14 protein-coding genes and 1 pseudogene are annotated in these 16098 nt (G+C 62.5%); all 15 read right to left on the reverse strand.

The annotated features are described in order from the left end of the window. Positions 1–4: 4 nt before the first annotated feature. The 15 genes and pseudogenes from IGW04_RS04225 to IGW04_RS04290 all read right to left on the reverse strand — a co-directional run bounded on the left by IGW04_RS04225 (position 5) and on the right by IGW04_RS04290 (position 16091). Positions 5–1120: a ParB/RepB/Spo0J family partition protein gene (locus IGW04_RS04225; RefSeq protein ID WP_194711797.1), complete on the reverse strand. Its 1116-nt coding sequence runs from the start codon at positions 1118–1120 to the stop codon at positions 5–7. Next, a complete protein-coding gene (locus tag IGW04_RS04230) occupies positions 1117–1809 on the reverse strand; it encodes a ParA family protein (RefSeq protein WP_194711798.1) in 693 nt (230 codons plus the stop codon). The genes IGW04_RS04225 and IGW04_RS04230 overlap by 4 nt, the downstream gene beginning before the upstream one ends. A gap of 1001 nt (positions 1810–2810) precedes the next feature. Beyond that, positions 2811–4622, reverse strand: coding sequence for a phage integrase family protein (locus tag IGW04_RS04235; protein ID WP_194711799.1), 1812 nt, complete (start codon positions 4620–4622; stop codon positions 2811–2813). 425 nt (positions 4623–5047) lie between these two features. Next, on the reverse strand, positions 5048–5365 hold the full coding sequence (locus IGW04_RS04240) for a transposase (RefSeq protein WP_194711800.1): 318 nt from the start codon (positions 5363–5365) through the stop codon (positions 5048–5050). Continuing rightward, positions 5352–5516 carry a hypothetical protein gene (locus IGW04_RS25585; RefSeq protein WP_228526845.1) on the reverse strand — a complete coding sequence of 55 codons (165 nt, stop codon included), beginning with the start codon at positions 5514–5516 and terminating at the stop codon, positions 5352–5354. Before IGW04_RS25585 ends, IGW04_RS04240 begins: the two co-directional genes overlap by 14 nt. 68 nt (positions 5517–5584) lie before the next feature. Continuing rightward, a pseudogene (locus IGW04_RS26185) lies at positions 5585–5686 on the reverse strand (helix-turn-helix domain-containing protein); the annotation flags it as partial. Positions 5687–5887: 201 nt separating this feature from the next. Next, positions 5888–7612, reverse strand: coding sequence for a hypothetical protein (locus IGW04_RS04250; protein ID WP_194711802.1), 1725 nt, complete (start codon positions 7610–7612; stop codon positions 5888–5890). Positions 7613–7765: 153 nt separating this feature from the next. Beyond that, positions 7766–8980 (reverse strand): DEAD/DEAH box helicase, encoded by a 1215-nt coding sequence (locus IGW04_RS04255; RefSeq protein WP_194711803.1) that lies wholly within the window; start codon positions 8978–8980, stop codon positions 7766–7768. 52 nt (positions 8981–9032) lie between these two features. Then, positions 9033–10202, reverse strand: coding sequence for a glycosyltransferase (locus tag IGW04_RS04260; RefSeq protein ID WP_194711804.1), 1170 nt, complete (start codon positions 10200–10202; stop codon positions 9033–9035). A 107-nt stretch (positions 10203–10309) separates the two neighbouring features. Continuing rightward, positions 10310–10597 (reverse strand): hypothetical protein, encoded by a 288-nt coding sequence (locus IGW04_RS04265; protein WP_194711805.1) that lies wholly within the window; start codon positions 10595–10597, stop codon positions 10310–10312. A gap of 341 nt (positions 10598–10938) precedes the next feature. Continuing rightward, positions 10939–11268, reverse strand: a complete 330-nt coding sequence (locus IGW04_RS04270) for a hypothetical protein (protein WP_194711806.1) — start codon at positions 11266–11268, stop codon at positions 10939–10941. A 474-nt stretch (positions 11269–11742) separates the two neighbouring features. After that, a complete protein-coding gene (locus IGW04_RS04275; RefSeq protein WP_194711807.1) occupies positions 11743–12363 on the reverse strand; it encodes a class I SAM-dependent methyltransferase in 621 nt (206 codons plus the stop codon). A 122-nt stretch (positions 12364–12485) separates the two neighbouring features. After that, positions 12486–13556 (reverse strand): AI-2E family transporter, encoded by a 1071-nt coding sequence (locus IGW04_RS04280; RefSeq protein WP_228526846.1) that lies wholly within the window; start codon positions 13554–13556, stop codon positions 12486–12488. 101 nt (positions 13557–13657) lie between these two features. Further along, positions 13658–14056: an FKBP-type peptidyl-prolyl cis-trans isomerase gene (locus IGW04_RS04285; protein ID WP_194711808.1), complete on the reverse strand. Its 399-nt coding sequence runs from the start codon at positions 14054–14056 to the stop codon at positions 13658–13660. A gap of 292 nt (positions 14057–14348) precedes the next feature. Further along, positions 14349–16091 (reverse strand): histidine kinase famiy protein, encoded by a 1743-nt coding sequence (locus IGW04_RS04290; RefSeq protein WP_194711809.1) that lies wholly within the window; start codon positions 16089–16091, stop codon positions 14349–14351. Between the last annotated feature and the right edge of the window lie 7 nt (positions 16092–16098).

Below are 16098 nucleotides of genomic sequence, written 5' to 3' on the forward strand. Positions count from 1 at the left end.
CGCTTCAGGACGATGTACTGCTCCTGCCGCCTTTTTTCTCCGCCGCCTGCGCTGCCGTGTCCAGACCTGGTTGGGACACCTGCGCTTCTGCCAGCGTTTTCTTGACCGCACTGATAATTTCGGTTCGCAAGCCCTCCGGTGCGTTGGACAGGTCTATCTTGAGCCGCCCGTCTTCGAACTCGCGAATGGAACCCAGCCGCACATTTCCCCATTGCAGCGGATAGGCGCGTGAACGCTCCCGGGTGAGCGGCTCCTGCGTCTTTCGGTCTCGCAAGCGTTCAAGGTCCCTGACTGACAGTTTTTCTTCAATCACCTGCTCCGCCACGGATTCAAGCGCCGGTTCGTCAACCAGCTTTGAAAGCTGCCGCAGTTCCTGCGCGATACGAATGCCGAAACTGGCCGGACGGGTCTTGATGATGCTGAGCACGCCAGCAGGCAGGTCGAGCAGCGCCAACGTCTTCGACACCGTGCCCTGCTTGATATTCAGATGCTCGGCGATATGGTCCTGGCTGCGGTAGGTGCCGTCATCGAGCATGGCTTTCCACGACAGGGCATTGTCCAGTATGGTCTGGTCGTTGCGCTCCTCGTTGAGCAAGAGAGATAGCCGGTAGGCTTCGAGGTCGGACAGCGGCTCGACAATGGAGGCCAGCAGCGTGCCGCGTCCCAGGCTTTGAAGCGCACGTTTTCGGTAACGGCCCTCAATCAATAGATAGCTGCCCGGCTCCGCGGGGTCAGGCATGACGACCGCAGCCACGCGCTGACCGTCGCGCGCAATGCTGGTTGCCATTTCATCGATGCGCGCCGGGTCGTACACCTGCCGCGCATTGCGCGGATGATCCTTCACACTGGCAATCGGTATTGCCTGCACCACATAGCCATCGGATGCTGCATCGCTCGTGGCGGAAGACGTCTGCCCGGCTGGCCGGGCCTGTTCGGTTGCGGTCGCAGTCGCTATCGCCGCTGCTGGCGGCGCTTCCGTGGCCGTTTGCTCGGGCCGCTGTTGCTTAAGCCGGCTCATGGCCATGACCAGATCGGCGTTATCAAACTTGTCTCTTGCCTGGCTGCTCTGGTCGGCAACGCTGGTGTTGAGCCTGTCGTACAAACCCTTCTTTTTAGTCATTTTCTGGCCCTCGCCTTTGGTGCCTGCAAGTTCAGCGCTAGCATTACTTCATCAAATAAGGCTTCTATTTCATTTATCGCTGCTTTCGCACTACTGCCGAAGTAGTGGACGGAATCGCCCGTCAGCATGGCTTCCACATAGGCAGTACGTTGATGCAGCCTGGTTTTGAATAGTGGGGCGGTTTCGCGCATGGTCGCCATACTAGTCAATGAATGCTTTGACATGGCCAGGTTGGCGATCACATTCGAACCTAGCAGTCTTATCCTAAGGTCAGGGTTCATCGTGCTGGCACGTTCGGCCAGTTCGAGAAGATCGGTCGATGCCCAGAGATCGCCCGGCTTCGGAACGATGGGGACGATGGCCAGGTCTGCAATCATCAGCATTACCTGTGGAATCGGCGAATCTACCGACGGAGGGCAGTCAACGATGATGAGTTCATAGTCTTCGACATATTGCTTCACTTCCTGGGCAATCTTGGCCTCGGCCATCGCAAGGCCCATCACCCGTATCTTGTGTTTCTGGCCATCCTCTGCCTGGGCGACCCACTTCGTTGCAGTTCCCTGCTTGTCGGCATCGATCAGCAGGGTCTTGAAATGCCTGCGCACTGCGGTGCCGGCAAGGTGGACGGCTGCGTTGGTCTTGCCTGCGCCGCCCTTCTGGTTGGTGATGATAATAATTTTAGCCGGCATAACCATCCCGATGTTTAGTAAGCGTCTCTTATACTAAATGTAATTCATTAATTCAACTATTAATTTCAATAGCGAGCCGTCTGTATTCGTTCACGTCCAAGCTGTTTAGTACGCCATACGATCCAGGCTATTCCCCGGGGAATATGGTACGGAATCGATTTGGCTTGAGCCTCAACGTTTGGTTTGTTCAGGAATATTTTTATTGGAATCCGACCCGAGCCGAGGCCAGTTCTCGGTTTATAGGTCCTATCGAATTGATTTATCCGCTGTCCGTTTCGACAAAGTGCTAGCCTCAACTATTTTCGCGAAGTCCTGGACGGTAGCGCGGATCGAAAAATAGTGATTGCATGAAAATCAGGTGTTGTCCCTGAATCCACGTTAATAGAAGAGTCGTCCGACTCGGCGCCTCGTAGAGTAAGGATTACTGATTCGACTCGTAATTTTGTGCTACGCCTCCTAATGCACAGAATTTAAGTGTTTTTGGCCGGTTGAAATAAGCACAGTAGCCATCTCAAAAGGCTTCTAAATCTCGTTGCCGCAGCGAGCGGACAATTTTCGGACTCTTTAATCCAATGATATTCAAAGGGAAGCAATCAAAGTCGTTACCCAACTTGCTTGACTGGACGCTATGGTCATGTCTATAGAGCAATCCCGCGCTGTTCATGGGGAGGAAGATGCGCTCGTGCACTGGTTCTCCCTCAAGTTCACACCTTTATATTGGTTTTGGTTCGTTTCGAGTTCGCCGTGGGCCGGGCATGGACTCGCTTGAAATCAGCAATGAAAAGCAATATTCCCCGGGGAATACTCTATTCGCTTGCTGAAACGAGGTCTGCCGAGATGCCAGGCTATGCTATTTGCATCCTCAGCACTTTTCGGTGCAAGGAATAAACGCCAGGCAGTCCAGCCTGGCTCGTCTTCGGAGGCCGCGCCAGCTACACTTCCTGCTTGAGGTAGCCACCAGACTATGGCGACTGATACATGACGAACATGGCTGCCCAGATCTACTCACGATAGATGAAGGAATCAACTGAAATTTGCCGCAGCCGATTTGCCAGGCCTGGGTTGGTGGCACTGATATCGTTCGCCACCCTGCCAAAGTAGTCTTTGATGATCCGATAAATTCTCGAACCTGATAAGGCATGTAACCCTGCATTGCTCCCGCCCTCTGTCGATATCGCTGTGATAAGAGGCGCCGAAGGCGACACGCTGTCCAAACCTTCAAAACCATGAAAGCGAAAGATGCCGAGAAGTGCGTCATGCAAAGCTGCGCTGACGATAATTGTTTTACCCAGCAAATCCTCAGTATCTACGCGGAGACGCCACTGGCTTCCATCATGGTAAAGCGCGTCACGACGTAGCGAACTCACTCGCTGCAGCCTGCAGCCTGTTTCTTTGAGCAACAGCAAGATTGCCTTGATGCGCAAGGATTGTGCCGACACGGGCTGGCTTTCCAGATAGGTCCATGCTGCCGTCCACTCGTCTTGCAGTACTGCCTTGCGACGACTTTCTTCCCTATGCGATTTCGACGCCGGGTTCGCCACGATGTTTGTTCCGGCCGAAGGGTCGCTCTGGAGATAGCCCGCAGCATGCAGGAACCGCATTAGGCACTTCAACAACGACAGAGCCGCGCGCTGCGACGCAATTGATAGCGGTCCTTCAAACGGCCGCCACCGCACGGACCAACGATCTACACCGCGTGGTCCCAGCCAACTTGCCTGCGGGATGCGGTGTTCCGGCGCCCATGCCTCTGGAGACTGCCTGCCCAGTTGACTCAGAAAATGCAGATAAGCACGCACCCCAGCGGTGTCTGTCGAACTCAGTGGCTTTCCAGCTTCCAGTACAGCCCAGAGCAGGAAACGCTCCGCTTCCTTGCGACAGGCACGCGCCGTATGGCTGCCTGGTTTCAGTTGCAGCAACCAGGCTTGGATGGCTTCGATGTCGTTCGTAGCAGCAATTGATGCCATGGCGCCGCGATTGGTACCTGTCACGCCGCTCAGGGAGTCGGGTAAGTACAAACGTTCCAAAGGCAGGATGTCCAGACCCTTTGCAACCGGCCCTGCCAGTTCGTTCTGTATTTTGCGCGGCGGTGTAATACCACGCGTAGAGAGGGTAGCCCCCAGCGCGTCCCGCGTGGAGGGAAGGAGCAGCCAGCTACTAATATGACGTGCTGCCTTCACGCCTATCCTTGGCACCTTTCGATACCAGTGAAAACCGTGCGCCTCGATCGTCGCATGCAATTGGCCCAAGGTGATGATGTTCGCCTTTACCAGATAATTTGCCAGCCGGGGATCTATCCATGCCGAGACCGAATCATCGAGGCTGGGTTCCATTCGGATACGACCTTCGATGATCTGTAGCAGCGCCTCCTGCCGCCGTCTCAACCGGCGATTACGTTGCGCAAGTCGCTCAGCATTGCCTTTCCGGCCGGGGTATTCCAGCTCGAACAATTCAAGCAGCTCGACCTCGGAATACATGTGGTACGGATCGCGCTCCTCCTGGAATTCTGCCAGCGTGAGCAGGGCGCCAGCCTGTTCCTCCGCTGCTTTCCGCACCGGCCGCAGACGCAGCAGACGGGCTGCGGACCGCTGGCCGCAGCGTTCAGCCTCAACGACGAGCTGCTGCGTGATCCAGCCAAGCAATCCTTTCGCAGCGGGCATACCCGAGTCTTTCTCGGACGCCCCCGCTTCGCCTCCCGGGTAACGTTCTGCCAGCAAACGCAGATCCAGCTCGTCCAGATAGCCACGATAAAAGGCAAAATGCTGGCGCGCCAAACGAATCAATACACTTCCGCGGCTTGTCCAACTGGCAGCCATAAAAATTCCTAAGGGATTGAAAAGAAAGGCAAAAGAGTTTTTTCAGGAACGATCCTAAAAATGGCATTCTGCTGTGAGCATTATTATGCGCGATAAATCACTATATTGATAATGCAGGCTTACAGCATAAATCGTGAATTAATATTTCTTGAATGCAGCTTTCTGCCAGACCGCCAATCCAGATTTGCAGCGAAAGTCATTTTTCAGGGTGCTGGTCATTGAGACCTGTTTGCCCCAAGGTATCGGCGACGGAAGCGACGCGCGACAGAACTGGTCCGTGAGGTCCAGAAAGTTTTCGTTCGCGCTCGTCGAATTTCCGACCGCTTTGGGAAACCGTCCACAAAGGACTTAGGAGCATCAGCGGAATTGAAATCCGCGGCAGCAAGCAAACATCCTTTTCCCGACTGCCATCAACAAAGTACGAGTCACGCGAAAACCTCGGTTTGCGCGAAGCCGTTGCAACCAATGACGTCGTTGCGCACGGTTGGCCGCTGCTGGGTGCATGAAACCGGTTTGCCGTCCTGGCGTAGAACACCCGGCACATTGACACGTTGCCGATGTGCGCGTGGCTTAACACTGCGCACCTGCCCGATAAGCGACCAGCCATACTTTATTGGCTGATTGGGACGAAAGCCCGATTCGTCAAAGTAAAACAGTCCGCGTTGCCCCGCGGATGCTCGCTGGTGCAGCGGCCCAATTACGGCTCTGGCGCGGTCAAAGGCGTCTCCGTCAAGTTTTTTCAAAGCTGTATCGGCACCTTTTATAGCGCATCCGCGCGCTATCCAAATACCGCTTAATCGCATAGACGCTCACCGCATGTTGCTGCTTGCGCTGCTTGATATGACGCAGCAGCGCACCCGCTGTTCCGCCTGGCTGGTTGGCCAGGTCACGCAATGCCTGCTGCTGCGCTTCATTCCAACTCGGCAGGCGTCCGGAATGAAGCCTTCGTGCAAGCCGGTCGAGCCATCCTTGTTCCAGCGCTGTCGCCAGTGCCCAACACTGTTCGGGTGCACTGCGAACTCGCTTGCAACCTGCTGCAGCGTCAATCCCTGGCTCAGCCGCACAATGGGCTTGAGCCCGAATCCGGGTACGTGGATGGCTACGTCGATGGCTATGGAAAATGCCCATGCCGCACAGTGTGCGAATTGCCACCGGACTCAGTTCCAGACGTTTCCTGCTGCCAGCCTCCGAAAATCTTCCTTCAGACTTTGACCGCAAATTCCGCTTGATTGCTTAGGAAATCAGCGGCTGAGGGCGCTTTCCGCTCAACGCCTGGCCTGGCTGGGCTGGGCGGGGCTGGCCAGCCAGGCTTCATACTGGCGCCGGCGGGTGCTGCCTTCATAGCCGTTCATCCGGCTCAGCCTGGAGACCGGCACGCCGGCAGCCAGCAGCGCCTTCTGTACGACCAACGCCTCGTCGCGGTCTTCATCGTGGAAGTAACGCAGGTCGGCCACGCTGGGTCCCTTGCCCGTCACCTTGACTTCCATCAGCCGTATGCCCTGCGCGCCGAGGGCGCGCCGCTGCGCCTGCACCTGGTCGCGCTCGCGGGCGTCACGCACATGGACGTACACCACTGCCGGCGTGGATGCCGTGGTCGCTGCGGCAGCGGCTGGCGCCGTTGCGCTGGCTGCCTTGTCCGGGGCCGCTGCGCTGGCCTGCTTGTCCGGACCGGACGGCGTTGCGGGCTGGGGCGGTATGTCTGATGAAGCCGGCGCCGCGGGCGCACCAGCCGCAGGCTGGCTTGCAAGAGCCACCTTGTCATCCGCTGCCGGCGCTGACTGCGGCTGCGATGCGACGGCTGGCGCTGCTGCCTGCGCCGGGCCAGCGCTGCCGCGGTCGGACACCGGCAGTCCTTGCCATGCCAGCATGCCGGCGCCCGCTGCCAGCAGCAGTCCCAGCGCCAGCGGCCATGTACGGCGGCGACGCGCTGGCGCGGCCGGTTGCAGGTCAGGCACGGCCATCGCTGCGGCGGAGGTAGGCGCGGACGCGGACGTGATCTGCGCTGCATGGCTGTGCTGCCCCAGGGTCTCCTGCCCGCTTGATTGGTGTTCCGGTTCTTCCTGCCGGTCCGGATCAGGTGAATGCGGCGCATCCGGCGTTTCCGCGGCGGCAGCGAAGGCAGCAGGGGCGGGCGTGAGCAAATCCGCGGCCGCATCGTCAGCGGCTGGCTGCGGAACAGCCGCCTCCGCGGAGGCGATGCCGGCGTCGTTGTCATGCAGGCCCGCAGTTGGGTGATCCGGCCGATGACGATGCAAAGCCTGCCCGTCGTCCCCGGCCTGTTCAAGCGGCACTTTCGCGGTTAGCCGCTCCAGCAGCATGCCGAACGAGCGGTCGCGGCTTGCGCTGCCGGTAGCTGCGGCCGCGCCTTGTGCCGGCAGTTCGTGACGGCCCATCCGCCCGGCTTCGGCACCGGGCGCCGGCTGGCCGGGAGGGGGAATGCGCAGGCAGCCGTCGCCGATGCCCGGCATGCGGTGTTCGAGGCGGGTCAGCAGAAATTCCGCGGATTCATCCAGCACCAGCAGCAGATGCAGATCGAGTGCGCGGTCGCCGGCCAGCGCCACCAGCGCCTGCTCGAAGATCTGGTAGTGCGGATCATGGGTAGGCCGGGCAAGCAGGCGTTCCATGCGGTTCAGGATGAGCAGGAAGGAACGGCGCTGACGTCCCTGGGCCTGATGCAACAGCTGCTGCAGTGCCTGCGCTTGACTGCCGGCCTCGGGCAGGCTACCTGGCTCGCCATCGCCTGTTGCCTGCGCGGCGCACGCCAGCAGCGCCGCCAGCGGCTGGTCTTCCCAGTCCTCGAAAAGCAGGCAGGTTTCGGCATGCCCGGTCAGCCTGGCCGCTTCCAGCAGCGACGGTCCCGCGTCGGTGCCGGATTCCAGCGCCACGGTGACCCGTGAGATGCGCGCCATCGCCAGGACGCCTGCCAGAAATTCCCCGTGTTGGGACGCCATTGCGTCGGCGTCGTCGCCGAACGTGCCGCTCTTCGTCATAAATCCTGTCCAGCCTGGTGATCCGGCAGTCGCGCCGGTTTTGTCGGAATGTCATCATTTAAGCAGTGACATTATGCTATGCATCAACTCTGCTGCAACAGTCCGGGCTGTGACGGAAATCAACAAGGCTTTTGGTTGGGCATGCCTATCGCCTCAGGCGCGCGCCTTGGGCTTCTTCGGCTTCTTCGGTTTCCTGACCACGCGCCCGGCGGCGTCGGTGGCCGGCACACGGTGATCGGGCAGGAAGCCTGGCTCCTCGATGCGCTGCAGCGGCGCCTTGATCAGCGCCTCGATCGCGGCCAGTTGCTGCACTTCGTCCGCCGCCACCAACGAGCAGGCATCGCCGCGCGCGCCGGCGCGGCCGGTGCGGCCGATGCGGTGGATGTAATCCTCGGCGACGATGGGCAGGTCGAAATTGACCACCTGCGGCAGATCGTCGATATCCAGGCCGCGCGCGGCGACGTCGGTGGCAGCCAGCACGCGCACCTCGGCGCTCTTGAAGCGCTCCAGCGCGCGCAGCCGCGCCGGCTGCGGCCGGTCGCCGTGGATCGCGTCGGCCGGTATGCCCTGCGCCGACAGCGCATTGGCCAGCTCGTCCGCGCCTTTCTTGGTCTTGACGAAGACCAGCACCTGCTTCCAGCGCTTTTTCTTCAGCAGGTGCAGGAACAGTTCGGTCTTGCGCTTCTTGTCGACCGGCACCATCCACTGTTTCACGCCCTTGGCTGCGGTATTGCGCGGCGTTGCCTCGACCGACACCGGCTTGTGCAGCAGCCTGCCGGCCATCTCGCGGATCGCATCGGAAAAGGTGGCGGAAAACAGCAGGGTCTGGCGCTGCCTGGGCAGGGCGGCAAACACGGCGTCCAGCTCGCGGGCGAAGCCCAGGTCGAGCATGCGGTCGGCTTCGTCCAGCACCAGGGTTTCGAGCTGGCTGAACTTCACTGCGTTCTGGCGGTAGAGGTCGAGCAGGCGGCCGGGCGTGGCCACCAGCACGTCGGCGCCGCGGCGCAGCTTCATCATCTGCGGATTGATGCTGACGCCGCCGTAGGCGATCGCCATGCGCAGCGGCAGGTTCTGGCTGTAGGCGATGAAGCTGTCATGCACCTGCACCGCAAGCTCGCGGGTGGGCACCAGCACCAGCGCGCGCACCGAGTTGGCCGCTACCTGCGGGCCCTGCATGGTGAGCCGCTGCAGCAGCGGCAGCGCGAAGCCGGCCGTCTTGCCGGTGCCGGTCTGGGCGGCGGCCATCAGGTCGCGCCCCGCCAGAATCGGCGGTATCGCCTGCGACTGCACCGGCGTGGGTTGGCGATATTCCAGCGCATCAAGGGCGCGCAGCAGGGGGTCGATCAGACCGAGGGAAGAAAAGCTCATGGGGCGGCTGCGCAAAAAGACGCCATTATCGGCGATGTGGCCGCGATCGGTGTCACTTGCCGCGTTGGGCCATGGCGCGGTGCGCGGCCCGCAGCTGGGCAAGCGGATAGCGGGTGCCGCGCCAGGTCACGCCGTCGCGCAGCACGGTCAGGAGGCAGGCGCGCCACCAGATGGCCAGCTCGACGGCCGGCACCAGCGGCGCAAACAGCAGGCAGCGCAGTGGCCACTTTCTGGCGCGCAGCAAGTCCAGGTACAGCGCCAGTCCGACCGCCACGGTGGCCAGGCTGAGCCACCAGGCCGGTCCGCTGGCGGTGAGCAATGCCAGCCACGGCCAGACCCGGGTAACGAGCACCAACAGGGTGACCCCAGCCAGCATGCCGAGCCGGTAGTCAAAGCCGGCAAACACATTCTTTTCCAGGCCACGCATCAGTTCCGGCGTGCTGCGGTACCACTCGATGAACACCATCTCCTCGCCCGACAGCACATGCTGCACATGGCCGGCGCCCTTGAGCAGACGGCCCAGTTCCATGTCGTCCAGTACCGCCAGCGGTATCGCGCCATGGCCGCCGACGGCGTCATAGGCCGTGCGCCGCACCAGGTTGAAGCCGCCGATGCCGACATGATGGCGCGCCGAGCTGGCGGCTTTCCAGGGACGGAAGCGGGCCATGAAGGCGGCGGCGAAGCTGATCACCATCAGCCGCAGCAGCAGCGGCCGCGCCACCAGGTCGAAGAACAGCGTCAGGTGGTCGACCCGCCTGGCTTCGCACCAGGCGACCGCGCGCGCCACTGCGCTCGGCGCAAACACCGCGTCGGCATCGGTAAAGAGCAGGTAGTCGCCGCTGGCCGCGGCCGCGCCCCGGGCAAGCGCATGGTTCTTGCCCAGCCAGCCGGGCGGCAGTTCGCGCAGGTGAATCGGACGCAGGCGCGGCTGGCTGGCCGCCAGCCTGTCGATGATCCCGCCGGTGGCATCGGTGGAGCGGTCGTCGATGACGATCACTTCCAGGTCGGGATAATCGATGGCCAGCAGCGAGCGCAGCGCCGGCTCGATGGTGCCGGCCTCGTTCAGCGCCGGGACGATCAGCGAGACCCGCGGCTGCCGCGCGCCGGCCGGCACGGCGACATCCTTCAAATGGGTGATGCGGCGCCAGCCCAGCGCAACATCGACGGACACCGCGGTGACCGCGACGAATGCGGCCAGCGACAGCCAGAGTGCCAGATCCATGCCTTGCCTTTCGAGCGCTGCGCCGCCGCGATGGCAGGCGCCAGGCAGGCATTCTAGGGCGTCATCAACTGATGGGCCGGGCTGGCCGGCCCGTCAGGTCGAATCGGTTAAATCACCAGGCTGCCGATCGCGTGCTGCAGGTCCAGCGCCGGCCGGCCGGTCCGCCCCGGCTTGCCGCTTGTGGCCTGGTCGCGCTGCGCGGGCTGGCGTCCGACGGGCACCGCGACGTTGGCGTCCCATAACTGGTCGGCCATGGCGCGCACGTCGCGTGCCTGCCTGCCGACTTCCCTTGCGTTCGGCGCGCCATAGGCCTTGCAGCGCAGCGCTTCGGCTTCCAGCAGGGTGGCCAGCGTGCAAAGTTGTTCGGCGATATTCCTGCTGCTGATGCTGTTCATGGTCTTTCTCCTCAACATGCTGCGTGCGCTGCATGGCGGTGTGCATGCCGGGCGGTGCCTGCTCCACGCTGGTGCGCTTTTCCGCCAGGGCAGCCATGCGGTCCGAAACAGGCTTGTGCTTGCAATTACCGTGCCTCGCTTGATTGGCATGGATAGTCATGGACCGGCATTCGCTTGCTGTTGCTACCTTAGTTAGCCCTGGATGGCTGCCGGGCTTGCTGTCGCAGATCAAATTGCGGATGGGGCCGGGTGCCTCTTGTTGCCCGCATCCGTCACAGCGCGGGAGGAGAAACCATGGGAATGCCACGCAGGGCGTTGCCAGGAGCCAGCGCCTTCATGGTTCACTGAACCGCCGGCTCCAACACTTTTTTATGCCATGCATTGGCCAGGTCGAGCTGGCGGTTCAGCAGCCAGTGGAACGTGGCTTCATTGCCGGACAGCGGGCTGTCATGCCGCATCTGCTCAAACACTTCGCCGCTGCGGCAACGCTTGTCCAGAGCCTGCGTCAACGCCCGTTCCCGCGTTGCAGTGCTGGATCGCTTGTGCTGGGCCCATATCCAGGCGAAGGCGTCGCAGACGCGTTTGGCCGGGATGTCATACAGGCCGCATTGCCTTGTCAGACAGATATAGAGATCGATCTGGTGGAATGGCCTTCCGGTGAAGGAGCCCATGCAGGCGCCATGCAAATTGCCAGGGGCGATGACGAGGGCTTGCTCGGCTTGCCGGCACGGTCGGTCTCGTTGATCAGCTCCCTGACCATTGCCGGGGTCAGCTTTTCAGCATCGTGAGGTCATTTCTGGCCACGCTGGAGAAAAAAGTTGGGCTTGCAGGAAGGTGCTTGTCCGCTTCTGCTCACCTGCCGAGACCATCGGCGCAAGGGTAGCCGTAGCGTCTGGCGGTGGCTCTGCGCCAGCCGGCGTGTCGATGCGTGGTCTTTGGGATGAGGAATTGCCTGCTGCCTGCAGGGCGCGTTTCATGAGGCTCTCCGGTAAACACGGGTGGGACAGGCCCGGGGCCGGCATGCGTTGAGGCGTCACGGATGCTGAGGTGTCAGCGAGACGGGGCGCTGCGCATTGCGCAACGCCCGGGGCAAAAAGGGCGTTGCAAGGCTCAGGTCGTGAAGAGAACCGGGAAACCTGGCGCAATCAGACGTTCCTGATCGTCACCAGCTTGGACAAGCCAAGGAAATTCACATTGCTGACAGACTGCACTTCCCAGTCGTGGCGCAGGATCTGCTCCTTGTAGCAGAAGTCGGAACGGAAGCCGATGCGGTCGGCCAGCGAGCGCACCGCGCGTTCCAGCAGCCACCAGAAGCGGCTGCCGCTGAAGTGATTCAGGATCAGGATGGTGCCGCCCTTGCGGCAGACGCGGCGGATCTCTGCCACCAGCTTGTCCGGGTTGGGCGTCACGGACAGCACGTAGGGCAGGGCCACGCAGTCGAAATAGCCGTCGGGGAAGTCCATGCTCTCGGCATTCATCAGGCTGAGCTGTATGTTGTGCTCGGCGAGCTGCTCGGCCCGGTAGCGGGCAATGTCGAGCATGTCGCTGGAGACGTCGATGCCGACGATTTCGCTGCTGGCGGGATATTGCGAAAGCGTCAGGCCGGTGCCGACGCCGACTTCGAGCAGCGAGGCCGGACGGATCGCACAGGCCGCTTCGGCCAGTGCCCGGCGGCCCGGATCGAAGATCGCGCCGAACATGCGGTCATAGAGCGGAGCGTAAAAACGGTAGGTATTGACGACGTTATCGACGGAAACTTGTTTCATACGGTTGGCCCAGGATTGTCAAATTGTAATCTGATCGCCTGCAAATTCAGAAAGTTCGCCGAATTTCGTACAGCCTTGCAAATTTCGCACTTCGGATGAAAAAGTTTGCAATCCCGAGGTGGCTAAAGCGCCACTTCGTCGGTTTTGGCAGGCTTTTCGGTGGCGACCATGGCGTCCACCCGGCCGCCGCGGAGCCACCAGAACAACACGGCCATCATGAAGGGACCGACGAAGAGGCCCAGCACGCCCATCGTCGACACCCCGCCCAGCAGGCCGAACAGCACTGCCAGGAAAGGCAGTTCGACGCGCCGGCCGATCAGCTTGGGCCTCACGAACTTGTCGACCAGGAACAGCTCGAACGCGCCCCAGCAGAACAGGCCCAGCGCCGCGCCGGCGTGGCCCTGGCCCAGCAGGAGCAATGACACCAGCGAGAACGACAGCGGCGCACCGCCCGGGATCAGCGCCATATAGCCGGTGATCACCGCCAGCAGCACCGGCGCCGGCGCGCCCGCGATGGCGTAGGCGAAACCCAGCACCACGCCTTCCAGCAAGGCCACCGAGCACAGGCCGAGCGCGGTGCCCCGTACCGACAGCGGGAACAGGCGGCGCAGCACCGGGTAGTAGCCGGGCGCGATGCGCACGCCGGCGCGGTCGACGTAGCTGACCACGGTATGTCCCTGCACATAGATCACGAACAGCGTCAGCATGGCCAGGAACAGGTACAGCGCATTGGCCAGGATGGTCGGCCCGAGCGTGCTGATGGTGCTGGTCACGTGCGGAATCAGGTCGCCGGCGGTGGTGCGGATCAGGGTGGCCAGGCCGCCCGGCACCGCCAGGTGTTCCTGCCACCAGGCCAGCACCGGCTTGGCCACGACCGGCAGCTTGGTCAGCCAGGCCGGCGCTGGCACGCCGGTCTGGTTCAGTTGCCCGAGCAGCCGCTCGACCGTCGACACCTCGTTGCCGAGCGCATTGAACAGGAAGATCGACGGCCCGCTGAAGCTGAGCACCAGCACCGACAGCAGCGTGGTCGCGCTGCCAAGCGGCGACCAGCCGCGGCGCAGCAGTTTTTCGTGCAAGGGCCAGGTGATCACGGCCAGCAGGAAAGCCCAGGCCAGCGCTCCCAGGAAGTGCCTGAGCAACAGCGCCAGCGAGACGATGAACAGAACCGGAATGAAAGCAGAGAGAGGGGGCATGACGCAATGGTCGGAGAAAGAATGCGCGCCGTCAATCTCGCGCTGGGCGGCATGCAGGGACGCAGGCCGGCACTTGCCGGCCGACGCCGCTGGCTGGGCGTTTACTCGATCGAAATCAGTTCGACATCGAAGTTGAGCGTGCTGTTGGGTGGAATGATGCCGGGAATGCCGGCTGCGCCATAGGCGGTGGCGGCCGGGCAGACCAGCTTGGCCTTTTCACCCACATGCAGCTTCTGCACCGCCTGGGTCCAGCAGGGAATCACGCGCGAAAGCGGAAACCGGGCCGGCTCGCCGCGCTTGTAGGAACTGTCGAATTCGGTGCCGTTTTCCAGCGTGCCGCGATAGTGGACCTTGACCTGGTCGCTGGCCTTGGGCTGGGCGCCGCTGGTCTTGTTCTGCTTCTGGATGGTGACGCCGGATGGCAGGGTTTCCGTATCGCTGGCGGCAAAGGCCATCGGAACGATGAGGGCGCTGGAGAGCAGAATGGCGAAAAGTCGCATGGCATGGTTCTGAGCAAGGAAAGGTGGCGCGTAGTATAGCCTTTCCGCTGTCTTTTCCAGGCATTTTCAGCCTGTATTCCGCGTGGACTGCCTGCGCGGTCGCGCCAATCGCGGCACCGGCGCCGCTTACTGTGCGGGAGCGCTGATGCCCACCGGGTCGCGCGCATCCAGGGCCAGCGCCTCCCGGCCATCGTTAGCCACCGTGATGCGTTAGCCGTCCGCTTCCAGACAGGCGCCAATGATGTCGGCCAGCGCCGTTTCATCATCCGCCACCAGCACATGCGGCATGCGATCAGCCCTCATGGCGGAAGCCGGGCGTGGCGGGCTGCTTCCCGGGATGCTGCTTGGCCAGCGCCGCGCGCACGCGTTCGGCGAGTTCGCTGCGGCGGTAGGGCTTGGTCAGGATGTCCTTGCCGAAGGCGCCCGATCCCTGGCGCACCAGTTCATCCATGAAGCCGGTGGTCAGCAGCACCGGCAGGTCCGGCTGGCTCTGGCGCACCCGCTCCGCCAGGATCAGGCCGTTCATGCCGCCCGGCATGATCAGGTCGGTAAACAGCAGGTCCACCCTGCCATGGCGCTCCAGCAGCACCAGGGCTTCCTCGCCGCTGTGCGCCGCCAGCACCCGGTAGCCCAGGCTGCGCAGATAGTTGGCGGCGACCTGGCGCACGTCTTCGCTGTCTTCGGCCAGCAGGATGGTCTGCGCCGCCGCTGGCGCTTCGCCCGGGGCGTCCGGCGCCCTGGCGGGCTGGTCCGGCTGGCTCCCGGCGGCATCGCGCTCGGGAGCCAGCGGAAAGATCATGCGCACCGTGGTGCCCTTGCCCGGCTTGCTGTCGATTTCCAGCCGGCCATGGGACTGCTGGACAAAGCCATGCACCATGGCCAGGCCGAGGCCGGTTCCCATGCCCTTGGTGGTGAAGAACGGCTCGGTCGCGCGCTGCAGCACCTCGGCCGGCATGCCTTCGCCCTCGTCGATCACGCACAGCACCACGTAGGGCCCCGGCGGCAGGTGATGCGCCGCGGCCCGGTTGCCCTCGGTCATGATGGCGGTGGCGATCGTGACCCGGCCGCCGCCGGGCAGCGCGTCGCGCGCATTGATCAGCACGTTCAGCAGCGCCATTTCCATGTGGGTCGGGTCCAGCGTGCAGGAAGGCAGGCCGGGCTTCAAGTCCAGCCGCAGGTCGATGCTTTCGCCCAGCGTGCGCACCAGCATTTCGCTGAATTCCACCACCAGCGCATTGAGGCTGATGCGCTTCGGGTCCAGCCGCTGCTTGCGGGCGAAAGTCAGCAGCTGCTGGGTCAGCCTGCCGCCCTTGGCGGCAGCCAGTTCGGCCTGGTCGATCGCGGTGCGCAGCGGCGCATTGTCGCCGCAATGCAGGGCCGCCACTTCCAGGTTGCCGGTGATCACCTGCAGCAGGTTGTTGAAGTCGTGCGCCAGGCCGGCCGTGAGCTGGCCGATGGCTTCCATTTTCTGTGCCTGGCGGAACGACTGTTCGGAGACCCGGCGCCGGGTGATATCCATCTGCGACGCAAAGAAATACAGGATCTTGCCGTCCCTGTCGAAGATCGGTCCCAGGAATAGCGCATTCCAGAACGGCTTGCCATCCGCCTTGTAATTGAGCAGGTCGACCGCGACGGCACGCTGCTCGGCAACGGCCTCGCGCACTTCCCGCACCGTGTCGCGATCCGTCTCTGCGCCCTGCAGGAAGCGGCAGTTGCGGCCGAGCACGGCGTCTTCCTCGTAGCCGGTCATGTCCAGGAATGCCCGGTTGACGAAGACGATGGGATTGTCGTCCTGGTTGGGGTCGGTCACCACCATGGGCATGCGGGTCATTTCCACGGCGGCGAAGAACACGCTGCTGCGGTCATCGAGGCCAGGCTCGGTGATGTAGCTGGCCTGCCAGTGGCGCATGCCAGGCCTGCCCAGCGGACTGTAGCTGTTGCCTTCCACCTCGCCGTCGGCCGGCACGCCGGCGCTCTGGCCATTCCCCTGCTCGTCGATCGGTTTACCGTCGTTCCTTATGCTTCCAGTTGCCATCGGGTGC

The organism is Noviherbaspirillum soli (assembly GCF_015352955.1).
Taxonomy (GTDB): Bacteria; Pseudomonadota; Gammaproteobacteria; order Burkholderiales; family Burkholderiaceae_D; genus Noviherbaspirillum_A; species Noviherbaspirillum_A soli.

What these genes read in the sequence shown, in the direction of transcription:
- IGW04_RS04225 (WP_194711797.1), bottom strand. Translation starts at nt 1,120, where the DNA reads ATGACTAAAAAGAAGGGTTTGTACGACAGGCTCAACACCAGCGTTGCC.
- IGW04_RS04230 (WP_194711798.1), bottom strand. Translation starts at nt 1,809, where the DNA reads ATGCCGGCTAAAATTATTATCATCACCAACCAGAAGGGCGGCGCAGGC.
- IGW04_RS04235 (WP_194711799.1), bottom strand. Translation starts at nt 4,622, where the DNA reads ATGGCTGCCAGTTGGACAAGCCGCGGAAGTGTATTGATTCGTTTGGCG.
- IGW04_RS04250 (WP_194711802.1), bottom strand. Translation starts at nt 7,612, where the DNA reads ATGACGAAGAGCGGCACGTTCGGCGACGACGCCGACGCAATGGCGTCC.
- IGW04_RS04255 (WP_194711803.1), bottom strand. Translation starts at nt 8,980, where the DNA reads ATGAGCTTTTCTTCCCTCGGTCTGATCGACCCCCTGCTGCGCGCCCTT.
- IGW04_RS04260 (WP_194711804.1), bottom strand. Translation starts at nt 10,202, where the DNA reads ATGGATCTGGCACTCTGGCTGTCGCTGGCCGCATTCGTCGCGGTCACC.
- IGW04_RS04265 (WP_194711805.1), bottom strand. Translation starts at nt 10,597, where the DNA reads ATGAACAGCATCAGCAGCAGGAATATCGCCGAACAACTTTGCACGCTG.
- IGW04_RS04270 (WP_194711806.1), bottom strand. Translation starts at nt 11,268, where the DNA reads ATGGGCTCCTTCACCGGAAGGCCATTCCACCAGATCGATCTCTATATC.
- IGW04_RS04275 (WP_194711807.1), bottom strand. Translation starts at nt 12,363, where the DNA reads ATGAAACAAGTTTCCGTCGATAACGTCGTCAATACCTACCGTTTTTAC.
- IGW04_RS04280 (WP_228526846.1), bottom strand. Translation starts at nt 13,556, where the DNA reads ATGCCCCCTCTCTCTGCTTTCATTCCGGTTCTGTTCATCGTCTCGCTG.
- IGW04_RS04285 (WP_194711808.1), bottom strand. Translation starts at nt 14,056, where the DNA reads ATGCGACTTTTCGCCATTCTGCTCTCCAGCGCCCTCATCGTTCCGATG.
- IGW04_RS04290 (WP_194711809.1), bottom strand. Translation starts at nt 16,091, where the DNA reads ATGGCAACTGGAAGCATAAGGAACGACGGTAAACCGATCGACGAGCAG.